The following is a 19,455-nucleotide window of genomic DNA, read 5'->3' on the forward strand; positions in this document are numbered from 1 at the left end:
CGTACGGGTCCGCACCGAGCAGCTCGCACAGGTCCATGAACTCGTGCGTGCCGAACGCGTTGTCCTCCACCACGTCGCCCCAGTGCGAGTTGACCATCCGCGGGCGGTTCTCGCGCGGGCCGATGCCGTCACGCCAGTGGTAATCGTCGGCGAAGCAGCCGCCCGGCCAACGCAGGTTCGGGATCGAAATCGCCCGCAACGCCTCGACCACGTCCGACCGGATGCCCCGCACGTTCGCGATCGGCGAGTCCTCACCCACCCAGAACCCGCCGTAGATGCAGCGCCCCAGGTGCTCGGCGAAGTGCCCGTACAAATGCCGGCTGATCGTGGCGCCGGGGAGGTCGAGATCGATCACTGCGGTCGTGGTTGTCGTCATTGTCTTCCCATCAATTGCGTGTTCCGTCATTGCAGGCCTCCAAGTACCTGCGCTCTCCCGTCAGCCGGTACAGCTCCACCAGGGCCGTTTCGATCTCGGAGCTGGCGGAAGTTGTCGAGGGCACCGGAGACCTCCAGCTGCTCGATGCAGTGCGGAATGGTGGCCTCGCCGTTGCGCTGCTGCCAGGCTGCCGGCGGACCACCGACAAGGCTCACGGACGGGATCGGCAGCGGCCGTGCCCGCATCCCGGCGATCGGGGATGCGGGCACGGCCCGCAAGGCGGACGTGCGCGCAGGGGCGTTCACAGCGTGGTCTCCTTCGACCGATTCGGGCTGGAGGGGCGCGGCGTTCCGCGCGCGAGCGCACGGCCCTACGCGCCACCGCGGGTGGAGCCACGCACCACGAGACGGACGGGCGCGACGACGTGCTCGGCCGGGCCTGTCCAGCCCTCCATCTGCCGGCGCAGCAGACCCACCGCGGTCTCGGCGACACCTTCATGGTTCGCATCAACGGAGGTGAGGCCGGGCGGGACGAAGCTCGCCATGTCGAGGTTGTCGAACCCGGCGAGCTGGACATCGACGGGCACACGAAGCCCGCTCTCTGCCAGGGCCGCGACGGCGCCGAGCGCGATGATGTCGGTGACGGCGAAGACGCCGTCGAAGGGCAGACCGGACGCGATGACGTCGAGCAGGGCATAGCGTGCATCCGCCGACGTGTAGTCGGAGACGGGCACCACATAGCGTGCGTCGACGTCTAGGCCGGCATCGCGAAGTGCGCGCTCCCAGCCAATGCGGCGGTCCGACGTCATCATGTGCGCGGTGTCGAACGTGCAGCCCAGCGCAAGGATGCGCCGCGAGCCGTGCTCGATCATGTGCGCCGTCGCGAGGCGGGCGCCCTCTTCGTTCGCCAGCCGCACATGGTTGAAGCGGTCGGGCACGTCACGCTCGCCGAGCAGCACGATCGGCTTGGACGTGCGCACGCGGTCCAGCTGGTCGCGGTCGAGGCCGGCGACCGACAGCAGGACGCCGTCGTAGAACCGGAGTCGCGCGACGCTCAGCGCCGCCATCTCATTCTCCGGGCTGGCGCTCGTCCGCTCAAGGACGAGGTGCCGCCCCCCGGCCTCGATCAGCGGCGCGATCTTGTCGGCGATCTCACCGAAGTAGTCGTGGAAGCTGGGCACGATGAAGGCGACGGTGTCGGTCCGTCCCGCGCGCAGGTGTCGCGCAGCTAGGTTGACCTCGTACCCCAGAGCCTCGACGGCGGCCATGACACGGGCACGCGTCGGTTTGCCGACCGGGAGGCGCTCGTTGAGGACGTTCGACACGGTCATGACCGAGACGCCCGCCTCACGGGCGACGTCCGCCATCGTCACCATGTGCATCATCCTTTCCGCGAGGTTCTGCCAGCCCAGCAACCTCTGACTAGAGGCTCGCGGCCAGGCCACACCGCGGGGTGCCGTCATATTATCGATAAAATACGGCTTGGCAAGTGAGGCCAACCAGCCTGACGGGGCGAGCGAAGGTACCCAGCCGGGTACGGCTGAACGTACCCAGCTTCTGCATGATCCAGAGTCGACTGCCGTGACGCTGGGTGGGGCATGCCCGCCTGTCGGCGTCGGGTAGCTCGTCGTCCGTCGGAAGAGTCGGGCGGCGGGCTCGAACCAGCGCGGCTGGCCGGCCGCTTCGCGCACGCCGCGCCGGGCAGCTGTCAGGTCCCTGGACCTGGCCGCCATCGAGGTACGGCCCGGGGGCCTGCTGTCACCGGCTGACTATGCCCGCTCTGGAAGGCCGACGACGGCGTATCCCTCGATCGAGCCCATCCCCTTTCGCCGTGACCTCGGCCTACCACCGCCACCGCCGAAGTGGCCAAAGTGAACGGGCAGTCACGCAGCGTGTCCACGCCAACCTGTACGCCGACAGGGCGTCGTTCTGGAGGGTGTGGGCGCATGCGGCTCCTTGCGTGTGGACCGGGACGTCACGGCGGAGTCTCGGTTCGTGCGCGGGGCTTGACGGAACCCGATCGCCTCTTTATTTTATCGCTAAAATTTATCGCTAAAATCACGCCGGGATTAAGACGTGAGCCGAATTCGCGTCCGCAGCGCACAGCTTCCGGTCAAACATTCGCCCGGACAGTTTTCTCACAGCAGAGACGTCCGGACAGGTCTCGTAAGGAGATACATGAAGCGCACCCTTAGACTCGGCGACCTGCGCCGGGCCGGGCGGCGGCTCACCGTGGCCGCCACGGCCATGGCACTGATCGCCCTGGCTGCCTGCACGGAGACCGAGAGCGCGGACAAGTCGGACCCGCTGAGCCCCAGCAACCCGACGACGCTCTCGGTCTGGATCACGTCGGCCCAGCAGGCCCCGGCACCCGACAACAAGATCACCAAGCTGCTCAAGGACAAGCTTGGTGTCACCCTCACGTACGAGATCGTCACGCCGGACAACGAGGACCAGAAGATCGGTGTCATGCTCGCGGGCGGTCAGTACCCCGACCTCATCGGCACCGGCGACCTGAAGCAGCGTTTCCTGGAGGGCGGCGCTCTCCGGCGCTTGGACGACATGCTGAAGACTGGGGCCTACCCCAACCTCGCCGCGCACGTCAAGGACGACATCAAGAAGATGAGTTACTCGGGCGATGAGGTGGACAAGGGCCTGTACATCTTCCCGAACTACAACCGCTTCTACGGCGACGTCACCGGCGGCACCTACTACGGTCCCGCGTTCTGGATCCAGAAGCGTGTGCTCGCGGACGCCGGCTACCCGGACCTCGGCAACATGACGCTCGACCGCTACTTCCAGCTCATTTCGAACTACAAGGCGAAGTACCCCCAGACCAACGGCGCCCCGACCGTCGGCTTCGAGATTCTGGCGTCCAAGGGCCGTGAGTGGGGCATGACCAACCCGCCGGCGCTGCTGGCAGGCTCCCCGAACAACGGTGGCGTCATCGTCGACGGCAACAACCACGCGTCGATCTACGCCGACAAGGACATATCGAAGAACTTCTACAAGGTCCTCAACCAGCAGTACAACGCAGGTCTCGTCGACCCCGAGTCCTTCACCCTGACGTACGACCAGTACACCGCGAAGCTGGCCGGCGGCGCCGTCCTCGGCATGCACGACCAGGGCTGGGACTTCGGGACCGCCACCCAGTCGCTCCAGAGCGCCCACAAGGACGAGCACACCTACGTGCCCGTCATGCCCGTCTACGACGGGGTGACGGCCTGGTTCGCCGACCGCCCCGTCATGAACATCAACCAGGGGTTTGGCGTCTCGGTCTCCAGCAAGCAGCCGCAGAAGGCACTGAAGTTCCTCGACACCATGCTCAGCGAGGAGTGGCAGAAGACGCTCTCCTGGGGCATCGCCGGCGAGGACTACCAGGTCGGCGCCGACGGCGTCTTCTCCCGCACGGATGAGCAGCGCAAGAACTACAAGGACATCACCTGGCGTTCCCACAACCGTCTCGACGCGCTGCTCGACATGCTGCCCAAGCACCAGGGCAAGTTCTCCGACGGCAACGCCTACAGCCCCGACGACCAGCCCGCCGAGTTCTACGCGACGCTGAGCGACTACGACAAGAACTTCATGGCGAAGTACGGCAAGAAGACCTGGCTTGACTTCATGAACAAGGCGCCGGAGAACCCCAAGTACTACCCGGCGTGGAACATCAAGCTCTCCGACAACGCCAGCCAGGTCAACCAGCAGCTGACCGACACCAGCGTGCAGAACCTGCCGAAGATCATCGCCGGCAAGCCCGCCGACTTCGACAAGAACTGGCAGGCCTACGTCGACTCCATCCACAAGGTCGACGTCAAGGTGTACGAGGACGCAGTCAACGCTGGCGTCAAGAACCGTCTGGCCAACTGGTAACAGTCTGCGAGCAGTCGTGGTGGGCGGCGTGCGCCCCCCACCACGACGCGTTCTCGATTACCACCCACTGCTCCTGACGAGGTTGGACAGATGACGGACACCACGGTCAGCACCCCTGTGACCGCCACCGGGCTCGAACCGGCCCTGGAGCCCGCGAGCAGCTCGCGTGCCCAGAAGCGCAAGGCCCGAAAGAAGGCGGCGAAGGATCCCAAGCGCAAGATCACCTGGGACAGGGTCTGGGCGCAGCGAGCCCTGCTCGCGATGTCCGTCCCGCTGCTGATGTACCAGATCCTGTTCAAGTACGTCCCGGTCTACGGCTGGGCGATCGCCTTCCAGCGCTACAAGCCGGGTCGCGGCAGCATCTGGAACCAGCAGTGGGTGGGCCTCCAAAACTTCCACAACCTGTTCACCGGTGTGAACGGTGAGCGGTTCCGCCAGGTCGTGGTCAACACGATGGGACAGTCGGTCCTGACCCTGATCGTCGGGACCTTCGGGGCCATCGTCCTGGCGCTGCTGCTGAACGAGGTCAAGAACCTGCCGTTCAAGCGGATCCTGCAGAACATCACGTACATGCCCCACTTCCTCAGCTGGGTGATCGTGGCGAGCCTGGCATCGGTGGCGCTCTCGCTGCCCTCCTCCGGCGGGTTCATCAACCAGGGCCTCATGAGCCTGCACCTCGTCGACCATCCGGTCCTGTTCCTGACCCAGCCGAACTACTTCTGGGAGATCGTCGCCGGGACGAACCTGTGGAAGGAGCTGGGCTGGAACACCATCCTCTACCTGGCCGCGATCACTGCTATCGACCCGGGCCTGTACGAGGCCGCCGAGGTCGACGGAGCAGGCCGCTATCGCAAGATGTTCAGCATCACGCTCCCGAGCATCAAGCCCACGATCGTCGTGCTGCTCATCATCAACAGCGGCTGGATCCTGTCCACGAACTTCGAGCTGCCGTACTTCCTCGGCAACGGCCTGGTGTCCGAGAAGTCCGAGACCATCGACGTCTTCGTGCTGCGCTATGGCTACCAGCTGGGCAACTACAGCCTCGCCGTCGTCGCGGGCATCTTCAAGACCATCGTCGCCGTCATCCTGGTGGGCTCGGCGAACCTAGCGGCCAAGCGCCTCAACCAAGAGACGCTGGTCTAGGAGGACTTCATGTCACTCACCACTGTCGCGAAGCCTCTGGCGCGGCGCGCATCACGAGGCGGGTCACGGCGTCGCAAGCGGACGGTCGAGCAGATCATCTTCACGACGCTCAACACGACCTTCCTGCTGGCCCTCGCGGCGCTCATGATCTACCCGCTGCTGAACACGCTCGCCATCTCCCTGAACGACGGCAACGACGCCGTCCGTGGCGGGATCGGCATCTGGCCTCGGGTCTTCTCGCTGCAGAACTACAACGTCGTGTTCAACATGACCACGATCTACCAGGCGTTCTTCATGAGCGTCCTGAAGACGGTAGTGGTGGTGGCGACAAACCTGTTCTTCACCTCAATGCTCGCCTACGTGCTCAGCCGCAATGAGTTCATCTTCCGCCGCTCGATCACCCTGATCTTCGTGCTGACGCTGTACTTCGACGCCGGGCTGATCCCCAACTACCTGCTCATCAGGGACCTGGGCATGCTGAACAGCTTCCAGGCCTACTGGGTGCCGACGATCATCAGCGCGTTCAACCTGATCGTCCTGCGCACGTACATGAAGTCGATCCCCGACGAGATCATCGAGTCGGCACGGACCGACGGCGCGGGCGACTTCCGCATGTGGTGGCAGATCGTGATGCCGCTGTGCAAGCCCGCGCTGGCCGTGGTGGGTCTGTTCGTGGCCGTGGGCAGCTGGAACTCCTGGCTGGACACCCTGCTCTACAACTCGGGCGATCAGGCGTTGTCCACCCTGCAGTACGAGTTGCAGAAGCTACTGGCGAGCTCGATGAACGCCGGCATGAACTCCGTGGCCGCCACGGGCAACGCGCAGTCTGGCGGGCAGGTCACCACACCGATCGCGCTGCGGTCGACGATCACCATGGTGGCGGCCGTCCCCATCCTGTTCGTCTACCCGTTCCTGCAGAAGCACTTCGTGTCCGGTCTCGTGATCGGCTCCGTGAAGGGCTGATGGCGCCGACCTCCCGCCCACCGCGGCAGGCCGACCCCGTCCTCAGCGACCCACAACTCCGCACACTGAAAGGGCCCGACCATCTTCCGTTACAACCCCGCGTCGCAACTGTGGCGCATCCTGGACTCGCTCGGCTCCGTCATCTTGATCAGCCTGTTCTGGCTCGTGAGCCTCGGCCTTGTCGTGACGGCGGGAGCGGGAACGGTGGTCGCCTACGAGGTGTGCCGCCGGTACGTCCTGGGCAAGGACGCGGGCCCCTGGGCCATCGCCACGAAGGCCTTGCGGCAGAGCTGGAGGCAGGCGACCGTCATCGGCCTGCTGGCCGTCCCGGTCGCGGCCGTGGGCATCCTCACGCTCTCCTACCTGCCCACTCTCGGGCTGGCCGAGGTCTGGGTGCCGCTCATTGTCGTCGGACTTTTCCTCCTGCTCCTGGTCTTCTGGTGCCTCCCCCTCGCAGCCCGCTTCACCAACCCCACCTGGCGCCAGGTGCGCAACGGGCTCACGTTGGGGCTGACGACGCCCAGCCTGACGTTCCTGCTCGGGATCGCCGTAGTCCTCGGGGGCGTCGCCATCTGGAACTTCATGCCCGCGGTGTTCGTGGCGCCCGGCCTGATCCTCCTGTGGTGGTGCTACCTGCTCGAGCGGTTCTTCGTCGCCCGGGGGTACGTGCAACCGGAGCCGAAGGAGGCGGAGGTCTGACGCTCTCCAGCCATGGACCTAAGTTGTCTCGGGGCGAGGCTCCGTCCTCTTCCCGCAGTCGCACTTCCTGTTCATCTACCCGTTCGTGCACCGGCACTTCGTGTCGGGAGTGATGCTCGGCTCCGTCAAGGGGTAACCGTAGGCGCGGACAGCCGTGCGGCAGTCCGTCGTTGGCCTTCGTGCGCTCAATCGCGGCCACCGCTGGGTGCTACTTCGACAGGGTCTTTGAAAGGAGTAGTTGTGGAGGTCCTGAAGGATTACGTCCAGCGGAACGGAGGCACTGTCGCCACGCTCACCCTCCGATAGAAACCTTTAGAAATCGAGATCATCAATGGCCAGCAGCGCTCTTACTCTCCCCGTCCCCGAGGCTGAGGTTACCGGCGTGGAGCTGCACGTCGCGAAGTCTGGTTCCGACACCGCCGCCGGAACCGCGCGGGCCCCCCTGCTCACGATCGGTGCTGCCGCGGCGCTGGCTCAGCCGGGGGACACCGTCGTCGTGCACGAAGGCGTGTACCGCGAGTGGGTGAACCCGCCGCGCGGCGGTACGGCTGCTGCGCCGATCACCTACCAGGCTGCGCTGGGCGCGGATGGCCTGTTCGAGAAGGTGACGATCTCGGGTGCTGAGGTGATCGCCGACTGGCATCCGCACGCCGGCTCGGCTGGCCGGGTCTGGGTGGCGACAGTGCCGAACTCCCTGTTCGGGTCGCGCAACCCCTACCTCGAGCGCATCGGTGGGGACTGGTTCTTCGACCAGGTCAACACCTGGCACACGGGCGAGGTGTATCTCGACGGCAAGTCGTTGTACGAGTCGCTGACCATGGCCGGCGTCGAGCACCCCGAGGTCACCGTGGACTCGTTCGACCAGGCGGGCTCGCTGCTGACCTGGTACTGCGAGGTGGGCGACGACGTCACCACGATCTGGGCGAACTTCGGGGGCGCCGACCCGGCGGGGCACCAGATCGAGATCAACGCGCGCAAGTTCGTCTTCTGGCCCGCCGCCACGGGCATTGACTACATTACGGTGCGCGGCTTCACCTTGACGAAGGCCGCCACACAGTGGGCCCCGCCCACGGCGCTGCAAGAGGGCCTGATCGGCCCGCACTGGTCGAAGGGCTGGGTGATCGAGGACAACACGATCACCGACTCGAAGAACGTCGGCGTCTCGCTGGGCAAAGAGGCCAGCACCGGGCAGAACGAGGCCGCCGCAGGGCCGAAGGGCGCCAAGGGCGGCACACAGCGCGAGCGCGAGGTGATCCAGCGGGCGCTCGCCCTGCGCGGACCCGCCGCGGGCGAGCCGCACCCGTGGGACCGGGATCACGTCGGCTCCCACACGGTGCGCCGCAACACGATCCGGGACTGCGAGCAGGCCGGCATCGTCGGGCACCTGGGGGCGGCGTTCTCGACCATCAGCGACAACCACATCTCCCGCATCCACGTGAAGCGTCAGTGGCACGGCGCCGAGGTGGCCGGCATCAAGCTGCATGCCGCGATCGACACCGTGATCAGCGGGAACACCATCCATCACACGCACCGTGCCCTGTGGCTCGACTGGCAGGCCCAGGGCACCCTGGTGCGGCGCAATGTCTTCTACGCCTCCACCGCCGAAGACTTCATGGTCGAGGTCTGCCACGGCCCGTACCTCGTGGACTCGAACCTGTTCCTGTCACCGTGGGCGGTCAAGGACATGTCCAGCGGCGGCGCCTACGTGCACAACTACATCGCCGGTCGCATCGCGAACTGTACCGAGCACCAGCGGTACACCCCGTACCACCTCCCGCACTCCACGGCCGTCTACGGAGTCTCGAACATCCTCGGTGGAGACAACCGGTTCTACAACAACGTCTTCGTCGGCGACGGCGCGTGCGCCGAGCACACCGAACCGCAGTCGGAACCGACGCTCGCGAGCTTCTGGTCCGGCGCGATCGACATGGACGGCGTGCCCGGGCAGGCCACCTTCATGCCCACCCCGGTGGGCACCTCGCAGTACGACGCCTACCCGACGGCGCAGGAGTACCCGAACGAGCACGGCAGCGCGCTGGCCGGGCCACGCCTCCCGGTCTGGATCGAGGGCAACCTCTACGCGGAGGGCGCCGAGCCGTTCCGCGCGGAACCCACGGCCATCATCACAGGCGCATCACCCGTGCGAGTCGAGGTGCTCGACACCGCAGCCGGCACCCTCCGCGTCGAGGTGACCCACCCGGGCACCCACGTGGTCGCCCCGGTGACCAGCGAGCGCCTCGGGACCAGCTACCAAGCCGAGATGGGCTATACCAACCCCGACGGGTCTGACCTGGACCTGAGCGCCGACCTCTGTGGGATCCTCCGAGGTGAGGTTGTGCCCGGGCCTTTCGCCGCATCGGCGCCCGTCACCCGGATACTCGCCGCGCCAGAACCGGCGGGCCGGCGCTAGGCAGGTCAGAGCTGCTGTGTGGCGCCTCTCGCGGCTGGTTCGAGCGAGGGGCGCCCTTGCTCGATGGCGCACCCTGTGGCGTGAGCTGCATGCTCGGGCGGTGGCGCCAGCCGATGTGGACTTCCGTTGGGACGGCCGACCGGGCGAGGTGTGGGCCGAGACCTCGGTGGTAGCCGAACGACAGGATCATGACCGAAGGCATGCCGCCAGCCATCGATCTCAGGCCGGACAAAGACGACACATCAGCACCTGTAACCGAGTTTCGGAACGGTACATGGCCGATCGTCAGATCGACGCGGCGGGACCCGGCAGCGGAGCGAGGATGAATTGCATTCTCTTTACCCAGACAATTGAGATCCTCCAGGTCAGTTCTCGAACCCGGAATGGAAATCCAACTCTTCTTCTGGGACGTCGAGACCTCGCAGCTCGAACTCGGCCAACGCGGTTCCAGCGAGGCGTGGAAGAAATTCGCCATTGACATTCCCCGTGACGGCGGAATCGCCGACCTCCTTGCTGGGCATACCGCTGATCGCCGCCGATGAACCCATCATCCGCTCCGGTCGGACCGGCAAGATTGAGCGGAACGCTGCCCTGACACTGTTGCGGCGGACGAAGCAGGGCGTCGCCGAGTGTTACGTGCTGGAAATGCTGGAGAAGTCCCGCAACGGCATAGAGATTCATACCGGCCAAGGATTCAACGTTGGCAAGCCTTGCTACGGCTACATCGCCGAGAAAATCAAGCATCCCGTCCCGGCGAAGCGGGCACAAGGCAAGCACAAGACAAAGCTGACCCCCGACCCGATCCGCTGGCGAACCGTGCCCCAGATCTTCGACCTGCGATTGAAGGACGTCCTGTCGTACCGAGCCATCGCCGGATACCTGAACCAGGACTTGGAAACTTGGCCACCACCACAGCCGGTCGATCCCGAGCGCGCCGTCGGACGCTGGACACCTGGTGCTGTACGCGAAATCCTTGTAAACCCCAAATACACCGGCTTTATGGTCTGGAACCGCCGTGCTACCAAAGATAAACGCCACCCCGGCAAGAACAATCCCAAAGACCAATGGGTCATCTCAGGTGTTCCTACACATCCAGCCCGCGTGAACGTGGCACCTTCCGCGCCGCGCAGGAACTCATGGCAAGACGCATAGCCGCAGGCATCAGGGAACGGCACCGCTCTGACCTTGACGTCATGGCACCCAACCCGCGGCTCGCCCTTGCCAAGGCCAGCCTGCCCAATGCGAACGACTTCGTCCGCGCCGAGCACCTCAAAGCCGAAGCCGAGATCCGGCGCGAGCTGACCGAGCTCGACAAAAACATGGACAACCTCATGCGAGTGCTGCAACGCGACAACGACCCTCAGGGTCAGCTCTACCGGCGTGCCAAGAAGCGGATGCTCGAACTCGAGCAGAGCTACGCCGCAGTCGAGGCCTGGCTACGGCGTCATGCGGCTTCTACGCCACCAGAGCAAGAAGGCAACGCCGGCCTGCTCGACCATCTTCCGATGATGGCGGTAGACCTCAATATGCTGCCTGCGGATCGGCTACGACGGTTCCTGGAGGCGTTCCGAGTAGAGATCCACTACGACATCCGGACAGGACGCGCCACCTTCAAGGCACACATCAGTGGAGAAACCTGCGCTAAACCGCCCGCAACGTGATCTCGGTGATCTCACTGGGCGCGAAGACGCGCAGCGGCGGGCCCCAGAAACCCGTTCCCCGGCTGGTGTAGAGCTGGGTGCGCGCGCCGTGGCGGCTCAGCCCTTGCACCACCGGCTGGTCGATCCGGACCAGGAAATTGAACGGCCAGATCTGCCCGCCGTGGGTGTGCCCGGAGATCTGCAGGTCGACCCCGGCCGCGACCGCGGCATCGATCTGCTTGGGCTGGTGGGCCAGCAGCAGCACGGGCAGCTTCGGGTCGGCTCCGGCCAGTGCGGTGTCCAGGTCGGCGCGGTGCGCGGGCAGTCCGGAGTGGGCCGCCGTGGCGTCGTCGACCCCGGCCAGCACCAGCTGGTCGCCGCCACGCTGCACGATCAGGTGGCGATTGTGCAGCGGCTCCCAGCCCAGCCGCTGCATGTGGTCGAGCCAGCCCTGGGCCTCGCCGAAGTATTCGTGGTTGCCGGTCACATAGGTGCGGGCCAGCTTGGCTCGGATGTCGCCGAGCGGGGCGGCCTGTTCCCGGCGCTGCGCCACCGTTCCGTCGGCGATGTCGCCGGTGTGGCAGACGATGTCGGGCGAAAGCTCGTTGACCGCCTCGGTGACCCGAGCCGACCAGCGAGCCCGGTCGATCGGGCCGTAGTGGGTGTCGGTCAGCAGCACCACCCGCAGCCCGTCGAGCCCCCGGCCCAGTCGCGGGATGGTGACCTGGACCCGCCTGACCCGCGGCACCCGCATGGCCTCGTAGTAGCCCCAGACAACCAGGACCGCCGACACCCCGAGCACGCTGAGCGCGACGACCCGTGAGCGCAGCGGGTCTGCCACCCCGGCGACGCTCAGGCCCAGGCGCAGGACGTTGCCCAGGATCGCCCAGACGAACAGCACCCAGATGACGCCGAGCATGGTGTCGCCGGAGCGGGCGGCCCAGTCCATGCGCCGGCCGTGACCGAGGTACATCAGCACCGGGAAGGCGAGCAACGCTGCCACGATCAGCACCGTGCCGACGGCCACCACCGGGGAAGGCCATTGCGCCGCGCTCGTGGTCAGCGTCCACCACGGCACCCCGAACAGCAGCGCCAGCACCATCATCAGGGTGATGCTGAAGAACACCGGGCGCAGCGATCGCCTCGCCGGCTTCGCTTGCACCGCCTCGCCAACCGACATATCTACGGGCTCCTCTTCGACGATCAGGCCAGTCACCGTTGTCAGCTCGTGGCCGGGAGCGGGTATTCCACCCCGGTGATTTCTTCAGACAACTTCCAGAGTCGCGCGGCGGTCTGGGGGTCCTTGGCCGATTCGACCGGCTGCACCACCTTCGGATAGCCCTTCTGCTCGCCCATGCCGTCGGGGCCGTAGAACTCGCCGCTGCGCGCGGCGGGATCGGTCGCGGCGTAGAGCTGTGGCAGCGCGCCCATCTCCATGCTCTGCGCGAACAGGCTGTTGCCGAAGCGCATCAGGAAGGCCAGCACTCCGGTCGGGCCGGTGCTCTGCAGGTTGGTGGCGGCGTAGCCGGGATGGGCCAGCAGGCTGCGCACGGGCAGCCCGGCGGCACGCAACCGGCGGTCGAGCTCTAGTCCAAATAGGACATTGGCGAACTTGGACTGCGAGTAGTAACCGGTCGGCGAGTATTTGCGCTCGCCGGTCAGGTCGTCGAAGTGGATCCGGCCGCGCTTGTGCAGGCCCGAGCTGACGGTCACCACCCGCGGGTCCTCACCCTTGGCGATGATGGGAAACAGCAGACCGGTCAGGGCGAAATGCCCGAGATGATTGGCGGCGAACTGGCTCTCGTGCCCCTGCGGGCTCAGCGAACGCGGCGGCATCATGATGCCCGCGTTGTTCACCAGCACATCGACCGGAACTCCCTCACCGGCGATGCCGTCGGCAAGACGGTGCACCGACTCGAGATCGCCGAGATCTACCCGGCGCAGCTCGAGGCTGGCCTGCGGCAGCTCGGCCTGGATCGTCTTGAGGGCGGCGTGCCCCTTCTGCTCGTTGCGCACCGCCATGATCACGTGAGCGCCATGCCGCGCCAGCTCACGGGAGGTCACATAGCCAAGGCCGCTGTTGGCGCCGGTGACCAGGAAGGTCTTACCGGTCTGAGCGGGAATCCGCTCGGAGGTCCATCGATCCATACAACACAGCATGCCTCCGATGGCACTGAGTGTCAAACATGACCTCGTGTGATGAAAACGGCACCGGGCGGGGTATGATCCTCAAATGACCCTGGCCGAGCGCAAACGACAGCTGGTCCGCGATGAGCTGACCGAAGCTGCGCTCAAACTACTCGCCTCGCAGGGTTTTGAAGAGACCACCATCGATCAGATCGTCGCCGCGGCGGGCGTGTCCCGGCGCACCTTCTTCCGCTACTTCCGGTCGAAGGAAGACGTCATCATCGAGTTCCTGGGGCACCTGGGCACCAAGCTCCGCGATGCCCTGGCCGCCCGGCCCGCCGCCGAGACCCCCGCCCGGGCGCTGCGCGAGGCGTTCGCGGTGTTCACCGACACTTACCACCACAACCCCGAAAAATCGATCCGGCTGGCCCGGCTGACCCTGGGCAGCCCCGCGCTGATGGCGCGCTACCTGGAACGGCAGACCCAATGGCGGGCCGACGCGGGCGCCGAGCTGGCCCGGCGGATGAAGGTCGACCCGGCCACCGACCTGCGGCCGCGATTGACCGCCGCGGTCGGCTTCGCCGCCTTCGACACCGCGCTGACCTGCTGGGTCGACGGCGACGGCGACCAGGACCTCAACACCTGGCTGGACAAGGCTTTCCGCATCGTGTTCGGCGAGACGGGTCTTTAGTCCCGCCGGGTTCGGGTCCGCCGGTCCTGGCGCCGACTGGGTAGGCCAGGTGCACTAAGGACATGCGAGAGACGCGCACCTGCCTTGTCCTCAACCAGCTGCACGAATACCCGTTCCTGGACGAGCTGCCCGACCCGTGGCTCGATCTCCTCGCCGATCTGGGGCAGCCCGTCGAGTACCCAGCAAAGCATCGGATCTTCTCCGAAGGAGACCGCGCCGAGCACTTCTGGCTGATCGGCGACGGAGCGGTGACCCTCGATGTGCACGACCCGGAACGCGGCGACATCGCCATCGAGACCATCGCCGCCGGTTCCGCGCTGGGCTGGTCCTGGATGTTCCCGCCCTATCGCTGGCATTTCGGCGCGGTCACCACCCGGGCCACCCGCGCGCTGCGCTTCCGTGGCCGCGATGTCCTGCTGATGTGCCGGGCCAACCCGGTCGCCGGGATGGATCTGATGCAGCGCTTCGTGGGGGTGACCCTGGAACGCTTGCAGGCCACGCGTTTCCGCCTGCTCAACCGGTAACCAGCCTGCACTCATACATGTACCATTCGGAATCAATCGCCGAATGGGAGCCCGACTTGGCCGAGCCGATCGTTGTGCGCCTCCTGGGCCCGATCGAGGTGATCGGGCCGCAGGGCGCGGCGATTCTCGTCGGTGCGCGGCAGCGAAGCCTGGTGGCGTTGCTGGCGCTGCAACCGGGCAAGGCGATGGGTTCCGAGCGGATCATCGACGGGCTCTGGGGCGAAGAGGCGCCGCGCACCGCTTTGCGCACCCTGCAGAGCCATCTCGCCCGCATCCGCCATGCGCTGGCGCAGGCGGGTTTGCCCAACGTGCTCCTCAGCGGCCCGGCCGGACACGTGTTACAGCTGCCTGCGCTGGCCGTCGATGCACACGTCTTCGCGGACCGGGTGCGGCACGCTCGGGCGTGCCTGGCGGCCGGCGCGCTGCACGAAGCGGTGACCGCGTTTCAGGAGGGGCTTGGCCTGTGGCGTGGCGAAGCCTTCCAGGACGGTGAGGCCAACGGGCAAGCCAGCGCGGAAGTTGGTGTGCTGCATGACATGCGATCGTCGGCTGTGGAGGACCTCGGCGACGCACGGCTCAGGCTGGGCGATCATGCCAGGGTCATCGGGGATCTGCAGCAGCTGCTGGCCGAGCACCCGTACCGGGAAAAGCCGGCCGGGCTGCTGATGCTGGCCCTTTACCGGGCGGGCCGCGGCGCCGAGGCGCTCACCATCTACCAGCGGCTGCGCGCCGACCTGGCCGAGGGGCTCGGGGCGGACCCGGGTCCGGAGCTGCAGCAGCTGCACGCGGCGATCCTGCGCCAGGACCCGGCCCTGGAAATCAAGGCGGCGCAACCGATCAGCGGGCCGGCCGAGCTGCCGCCGCGGGTCGGCTATTTCACCGGGCGGGTCGACGAGTTCGCCGATCTGGACAAGCTCCTCGCGGTCAGGGAGGTCGAGACCGACCACAAGATCGTCCTCGTCTCCGGCGCGGCGGGGATGGGCAAATCCGCGCTCGCCGTGGAGTGGGCGCACCATGTGGCGCGCAGGTTTCCCGACGGCCAGCTCTTCGTCGATCTGCTCGGGCACGATCCACAAACGACATTGGGCCCGGCCGCTGTGGTCAGCCGCCTGCTGCGCGGGCTCGGGGTGCCGGCCGAACGCGTTCCGGACGAGCTCAGCGAGCAGGCCAGCCTCTACCGTTCCCTGATCCACGATCGCCGGTACCTGATCCTGCTCGACAATGCCCGCAGCGTCGAGCAGCTCCTGCCCGCTGTTCCAGCCACCCGGACCAGCCTGCTCGTCATCACCAGCCGCCAGGAGCTGTCGGCGCTCGCGGTAAGGCAACCGGTCCACTTCGTCCAGATGGGTGCCCTCGACCGTGACACCGGGCTCAGCCTGCTGCGGCGCGCTGTCGACACGGAGCGGATAGAGGGCGACCGCGCGGCAGCCGCCGAGCTGGTCGACTTCTGCGGCGGGATGCCGCTGGCGATCCGGATCACGGCGGCCAGGCTGGCCAGCCGCCCCGCCCTGACCATCGCCGATCTGGTCGGTGACATCAGGCTGCGCGAGCTCGACGCGCTCGCGGTGCCCGGCGACGCGGCGGGCATCCGGGCCGTCTTCGCCAGCGCCTACCAGAGCCTGAGCGCACCGGTCCGGCGTACCTTCGCGCTGCTGTCGCTGCATCCGGGCCCGTCGTTCTCGGTGCATCTCGCCGCGGCGGCCACCGGCGGCACCACGGCCCAGACCGAAGCCCATCTGGCCGAGCTGGCCGGGACGAGCCTGGTCATCCAGGAGGGCGACCGGTACAGGTTCCACGATCTCATCCGGCTCTACGCGGCCGAGTGCGCCAAGGCACAGGAGGCGGCAGCCGGCGCGCAAGCGCGGATCTGCGACTGGTACCTGGGTATAGCCCACGCCGCCAACCGTGTGCTCGATCCCGGGCGCAACCGGGTCGCCATCGCCGCCGAGCCCGCGCAGGTGCCGTTCGGGCTGACCCATCAGGAGACCATCGAGTTCCTCGAAGGCGAACAGCCGAGCCTGGGTCCGGTGGTGCGCTGGGCCGCCGCGACCGATCACAACGTCGCCGCGTGGCAGCTCACCTACCTGGTCGCCGGTTTCTACGACTCCCGCGGCCGGCACGATCGCCTGGAGATGTGCGGCGCGGGCTTGCGGGCCGCGCAGGAGCTGGGCCACGCCGAGGCAGAGGTCTTGATGCGCAACCTTTACGCCGCGACCTGTGTCCAGATGAGACGGTTCACCGAGGCGCTGGAGCAGCTCGACGCGGCACTCAACCTGGCGCTTCGGTTGCCCGACGCGTGGTACAGGGCGACGACCTACACCAACAAAGCCGTGGCCAACACCTGGTTGCGGCGTTTCGACGCGGCGCAGGACGCCTTCGAGCGTGCGCTGGAAATCCACGCCACCATCAGCAAGCCGCACGACATCGCGCTGTGCCTGAACAACCTCGGCGATGTGCAACGGCGAGCGGGCAAGGGTGATGAGGCGCTGGCCTACCTGCAACGGGCGCTCGACATCGCCGCCACGTTGGCGATGCCCCGGCTGGAGGCGATCATCCGGCACAGCAAAGGCCAAGCGCACCAAGCACTCGGCGCGCACGCCCTGGCGCTCGCCGAGTTCGGCCAGGCGCTCGTGTTGCGACGCCAGATCGGGGATCGGCGCGGCGAGGCGAGCGCGCTTGAGGATATCGGCGCGATTCACTTTGAGCTGCAGCAGACCTCGCAGGCCATCGCCGCCTACCAGGAGGCGCTTGAGCTGAGCCGCCTGCTCGAAAACACCCATCTGGAAAGCGTGCTGCTGGACCGGATAGGAGAAGCGCTTCTGCAGGAGGGCGACCTGCCCGCTGCCGCGACAGCGCTTCAGCACAGTCTTCGATTGCGCCGTCAGATACCCGATCTCCACGAGGAGGAGCGCCTGCAGCGCAATCTGGACAAGCTCGGCCAACCGCGAGGCTAGGATCTGGCCAGGGTGTAGTTGCCGGAAGCGGCGTTGTTGACCACCACCACACCGAAGGTCCGTCCGGGTTCGGCCGACCCAACCGTGATGGCGACCGTCTCCGGGGTCAGGCCCGGATTGTTCGACTGGGCAATCGATTGGCTCCGGGACCGGGCCGCTGTGTTCGGCGCCGCGCCCAGCGAGTCGACGACCGCCAGATCGGCGTCCCCAGCGGTCAGCCGCAACGTGATGACGGCAGTGGTGCCGCTGGCCACATAGACGTCGCGGACGACGGCCGGGGTGTCCCGCAGGTTCAGCGACTCCGGGAATCCAACGCGCAGCGGCAGACCGCCGGTCGAATACTCGAGGGCGAACTGGCCGGTGACACTTCCCGCCCGCGTGACGGTGGCGTAGAGCGTACGGCTTGTTCCCGGCGGCGCTGTCCACGCCGCGTTGCCGTCCACCGCCACAAAGTCGACCGCCGCCCCGGATTGCGTGCTGGTCACCAGCGGCTCATCCTCACACCGCCCAAGCGCCAGGTCGTAGTCGACGCCGGGCCCGCCCTTCACCGCGATCGCTGACCACTTCGGCTTTGCCACCTCCAGCGATAGCCGTAGCGGGTTCGCCGGGCCGATGTCGTCCCTCTTGTATGTCACGTTGGGAAGCATCAGCGGAGGCGGTGAGGCGATCGAGTAGCGGCACTCGACGTTGGCCAACGCCTGCGTCGGCAAACCCAGGCCCGCCACGGTTGTCGATACAGCAATCAGCAGAGCCAACACGTTTCGTTTCATGACCTCTCCTCGATCCGGTCCAGCAGGTGTTCGATCGCTTTGCGGAGCAACTTGTCGCGAAGGTGCCCGAAGCCGAGCACCAGAGCCGGCGGCTCGCTGACGCCGTAGCAGCCGAGCGTTTCGACCCTGATTCCGTTGTCGTGCAACCGGTTGGCGATCGCTTCGGCGTCCGGGTGTCGCATCAGGACGGTCCCCGCCTCGGCCGGGGCGAAGCGCGCCGCGGGCAGCAGAGCCCGTTTTGACGCGTAGAGATGGGTCAGCCGGTGCATCTGGCGCACCATGGTTCCGTCGTTGAGCAGCCGGGCGACGGCGAGCTGGGTGAGATCGGGCGGCTGCAGCCCGCGCTCGTGCACGAGCTGGCCGATCCGTGCCGCCAAGTCCTTGGGCACCACCGCATAGCCGAGCTTGAGGGTGGGCGTCAGCACCTCGCCGAAGCCGCCGACAAGGACCGTCTGCGCTCCCGGCTCCAGCAGCCGCGGCAACCCGGCCACCTCCGGCCTGAAGACGGCATCGCGATTGAGCGAGATGAGCGTCCCGCCGCAGCGCGCCCACGCCAGCGCCTCAGCCCGCCGCTGCGCGGACATCACCATGCCCAGCGGACGGTTGCCGTCCGGGCACACCACCGCTATCGGGACGTCGCTGGGAAAGCCGTTCAGGGGGTCGGTCGCCAGCCGCAGCAACGCCGGCGGCATGGGCCGCTCCATCGCCACCCGGTGCCCGGCCATCGCTTCCAGCACCAGCCGCAGCCCGGCCACGGTGCCCGAGGTGATCACCACCTCGTGCTCGGCGGCCACGATCCCGCGGGTCTGGGCAAGGTGATCGGCTATCGCCCGGCGCAGCTCCGGCATCCCGAGCGCGGGCGGGTCGGCCGCTGCCGGCACCTCGTAGCTGGCATGCCGCCAGGCAGCCCGCCAAGCCCGGATCGGAAAGGCCTCGCCGCAGAGCTGGCCGGGCCTGAAATCAAATATCCATCGCCTGGTACCAGAGACAGCCCCCCGCGGCCGAGAAGCCACCGGCTCCTCGGGCCGCACGAAGGTCCCCGACCCGGGCCGGACCGTCAGGTAACCGCGGGAGTGCAGTATGTCGTAGGCCTCGTCGACCACTCCCCGGGAAACCCCGAGCAGGTCGGCGAGAGTTCGGGTGGACGGGATCCGTGCTCCCCGCCGCGCTGTGCCAGTCTCGACCGCGGCTGCGATCTGGTCGGCGATCTGCTCGTGCAGTGGCTGTGCCGCTTCCCGTCGCAGGGCGATCGGGAAGGTGAGGATCTCCCGATAACGCATGCCTTCTTT

Annotated in this window: 17 protein-coding genes; 10 read left to right on the top strand and 7 right to left on the bottom strand. The window is 67.0% G+C overall.

Annotated features, from left to right (window positions below):
• The 3 genes from Rhe02_RS00005 to Rhe02_RS00015 form a co-directional block, all read right to left on the bottom strand.
• Positions 1–355 (bottom strand): alpha-L-arabinofuranosidase family protein (locus Rhe02_RS00005; protein ID WP_505973672.1); only part of this gene is annotated, 355 nt, incomplete at its 3' end.
• Positions 356–402: 47 nt separating this feature from the next.
• Entirely contained in the window at positions 403–681 is a 279-nt protein-coding gene (locus Rhe02_RS00010; protein ID WP_203905897.1) for a hypothetical protein, read from the bottom strand.
• A 65-nt stretch (positions 682–746) separates the two neighbouring features.
• Positions 747–1,790 carry a LacI family DNA-binding transcriptional regulator gene (locus tag Rhe02_RS00015; RefSeq protein WP_239123104.1) on the bottom strand — a complete coding sequence of 348 codons (1,044 nt, stop codon included), beginning with the start codon at positions 1,788–1,790 and terminating at the stop codon, positions 747–749.
• Between the two features lie 763 nt (positions 1,791–2,553).
• Here Rhe02_RS00015 and Rhe02_RS00020 point away from each other — a divergent pair.
• From Rhe02_RS00020 to Rhe02_RS00050, 7 genes are all read left to right on the top strand, one after another.
• On the top strand, positions 2,554–4,245 hold the full coding sequence (locus Rhe02_RS00020; RefSeq protein WP_239123105.1) for a type 2 periplasmic-binding domain-containing protein: 1,692 nt from the start codon (positions 2,554–2,556) through the stop codon (positions 4,243–4,245).
• Between the two features lie 90 nt (positions 4,246–4,335).
• Entirely contained in the window at positions 4,336–5,388 is a 1,053-nt protein-coding gene (locus Rhe02_RS00025; protein WP_203905898.1) for an ABC transporter permease, read from the top strand.
• A 9-nt stretch (positions 5,389–5,397) separates the two neighbouring features.
• Positions 5,398–6,351 carry a carbohydrate ABC transporter permease gene (locus Rhe02_RS00030; RefSeq protein ID WP_203905899.1) on the top strand — a complete coding sequence of 318 codons (954 nt, stop codon included), beginning with the start codon at positions 5,398–5,400 and terminating at the stop codon, positions 6,349–6,351.
• Between the two features lie 144 nt (positions 6,352–6,495).
• The gene (locus Rhe02_RS00035) at positions 6,496–7,050 is read left to right on the top strand and encodes a DUF624 domain-containing protein (RefSeq protein WP_203905900.1); all 555 of its coding nucleotides are present in this window, start codon (positions 6,496–6,498) and stop codon (positions 7,048–7,050) included.
• Between the two features lie 382 nt (positions 7,051–7,432).
• Entirely contained in the window at positions 7,433–9,460 is a 2,028-nt protein-coding gene (locus Rhe02_RS00040) for a right-handed parallel beta-helix repeat-containing protein (protein WP_203905901.1), read from the top strand.
• 474 nt (positions 9,461–9,934) lie between these two features.
• On the top strand, positions 9,935–10,612 hold the full coding sequence (locus Rhe02_RS00045) for a recombinase family protein (RefSeq protein WP_203905902.1): 678 nt from the start codon (positions 9,935–9,937) through the stop codon (positions 10,610–10,612).
• A gap of 41 nt (positions 10,613–10,653) precedes the next feature.
• On the top strand, positions 10,654–11,121 hold the full coding sequence (locus Rhe02_RS00050) for a hypothetical protein (RefSeq protein ID WP_203905903.1): 468 nt from the start codon (positions 10,654–10,656) through the stop codon (positions 11,119–11,121).
• On the opposite strand, the gene Rhe02_RS00055 is transcribed toward Rhe02_RS00050, so the two are convergent.
• Entirely contained in the window at positions 11,102–12,280 is a 1,179-nt protein-coding gene (locus Rhe02_RS00055) for a metallophosphoesterase (protein WP_203906221.1), read from the bottom strand. The two genes, Rhe02_RS00050 and Rhe02_RS00055, sit on opposite strands and share 20 nt — an antisense overlap.
• Before the next feature lie 41 nt (positions 12,281–12,321).
• Complete coding sequence (locus Rhe02_RS00060; protein ID WP_203905904.1) at positions 12,322–13,248, bottom strand: oxidoreductase; 927 nt, start codon at positions 13,246–13,248, stop codon at positions 12,322–12,324.
• A gap of 85 nt (positions 13,249–13,333) precedes the next feature.
• On the opposite strand from Rhe02_RS00060, the gene Rhe02_RS00065 reads away from it, so the two are divergent.
• The 3 genes from Rhe02_RS00065 (at position 13,334) to Rhe02_RS00075 (ending at position 17,396) form a co-directional block, all read left to right on the top strand.
• Complete coding sequence (locus Rhe02_RS00065; protein ID WP_203905905.1) at positions 13,334–13,918, top strand: TetR family transcriptional regulator; 585 nt, start codon at positions 13,334–13,336, stop codon at positions 13,916–13,918.
• A gap of 62 nt (positions 13,919–13,980) precedes the next feature.
• Positions 13,981–14,442 (top strand): cyclic nucleotide-binding domain-containing protein, encoded by a 462-nt coding sequence (locus Rhe02_RS00070; RefSeq protein ID WP_203905906.1) that lies wholly within the window; start codon positions 13,981–13,983, stop codon positions 14,440–14,442.
• 56 nt (positions 14,443–14,498) lie between these two features.
• Complete coding sequence (locus tag Rhe02_RS00075) at positions 14,499–17,396, top strand: AfsR/SARP family transcriptional regulator (RefSeq protein ID WP_203905907.1); 2,898 nt, start codon at positions 14,499–14,501, stop codon at positions 17,394–17,396.
• On the opposite strand, the gene Rhe02_RS00080 is transcribed toward Rhe02_RS00075, so the two are convergent.
• Positions 17,393–18,166 (bottom strand): hypothetical protein, encoded by a 774-nt coding sequence (locus tag Rhe02_RS00080; RefSeq protein ID WP_203905908.1) that lies wholly within the window; start codon positions 18,164–18,166, stop codon positions 17,393–17,395. The two genes, Rhe02_RS00075 and Rhe02_RS00080, sit on opposite strands and share 4 nt — an antisense overlap.
• Positions 18,163–19,446: an aminotransferase-like domain-containing protein gene (locus Rhe02_RS00085; protein ID WP_203905909.1), complete on the bottom strand. Its 1,284-nt coding sequence runs from the start codon at positions 19,444–19,446 to the stop codon at positions 18,163–18,165. The genes Rhe02_RS00080 and Rhe02_RS00085 overlap by 4 nt, the downstream gene beginning before the upstream one ends.
• Positions 19,447–19,455: the final 9 nt, after the last annotated feature.

The sequence above is a fragment of the Rhizocola hellebori genome, from assembly GCF_016862955.1.
Taxonomy (GTDB): domain Bacteria; phylum Actinomycetota; class Actinomycetes; order Mycobacteriales; family Micromonosporaceae; genus Rhizocola; species Rhizocola hellebori.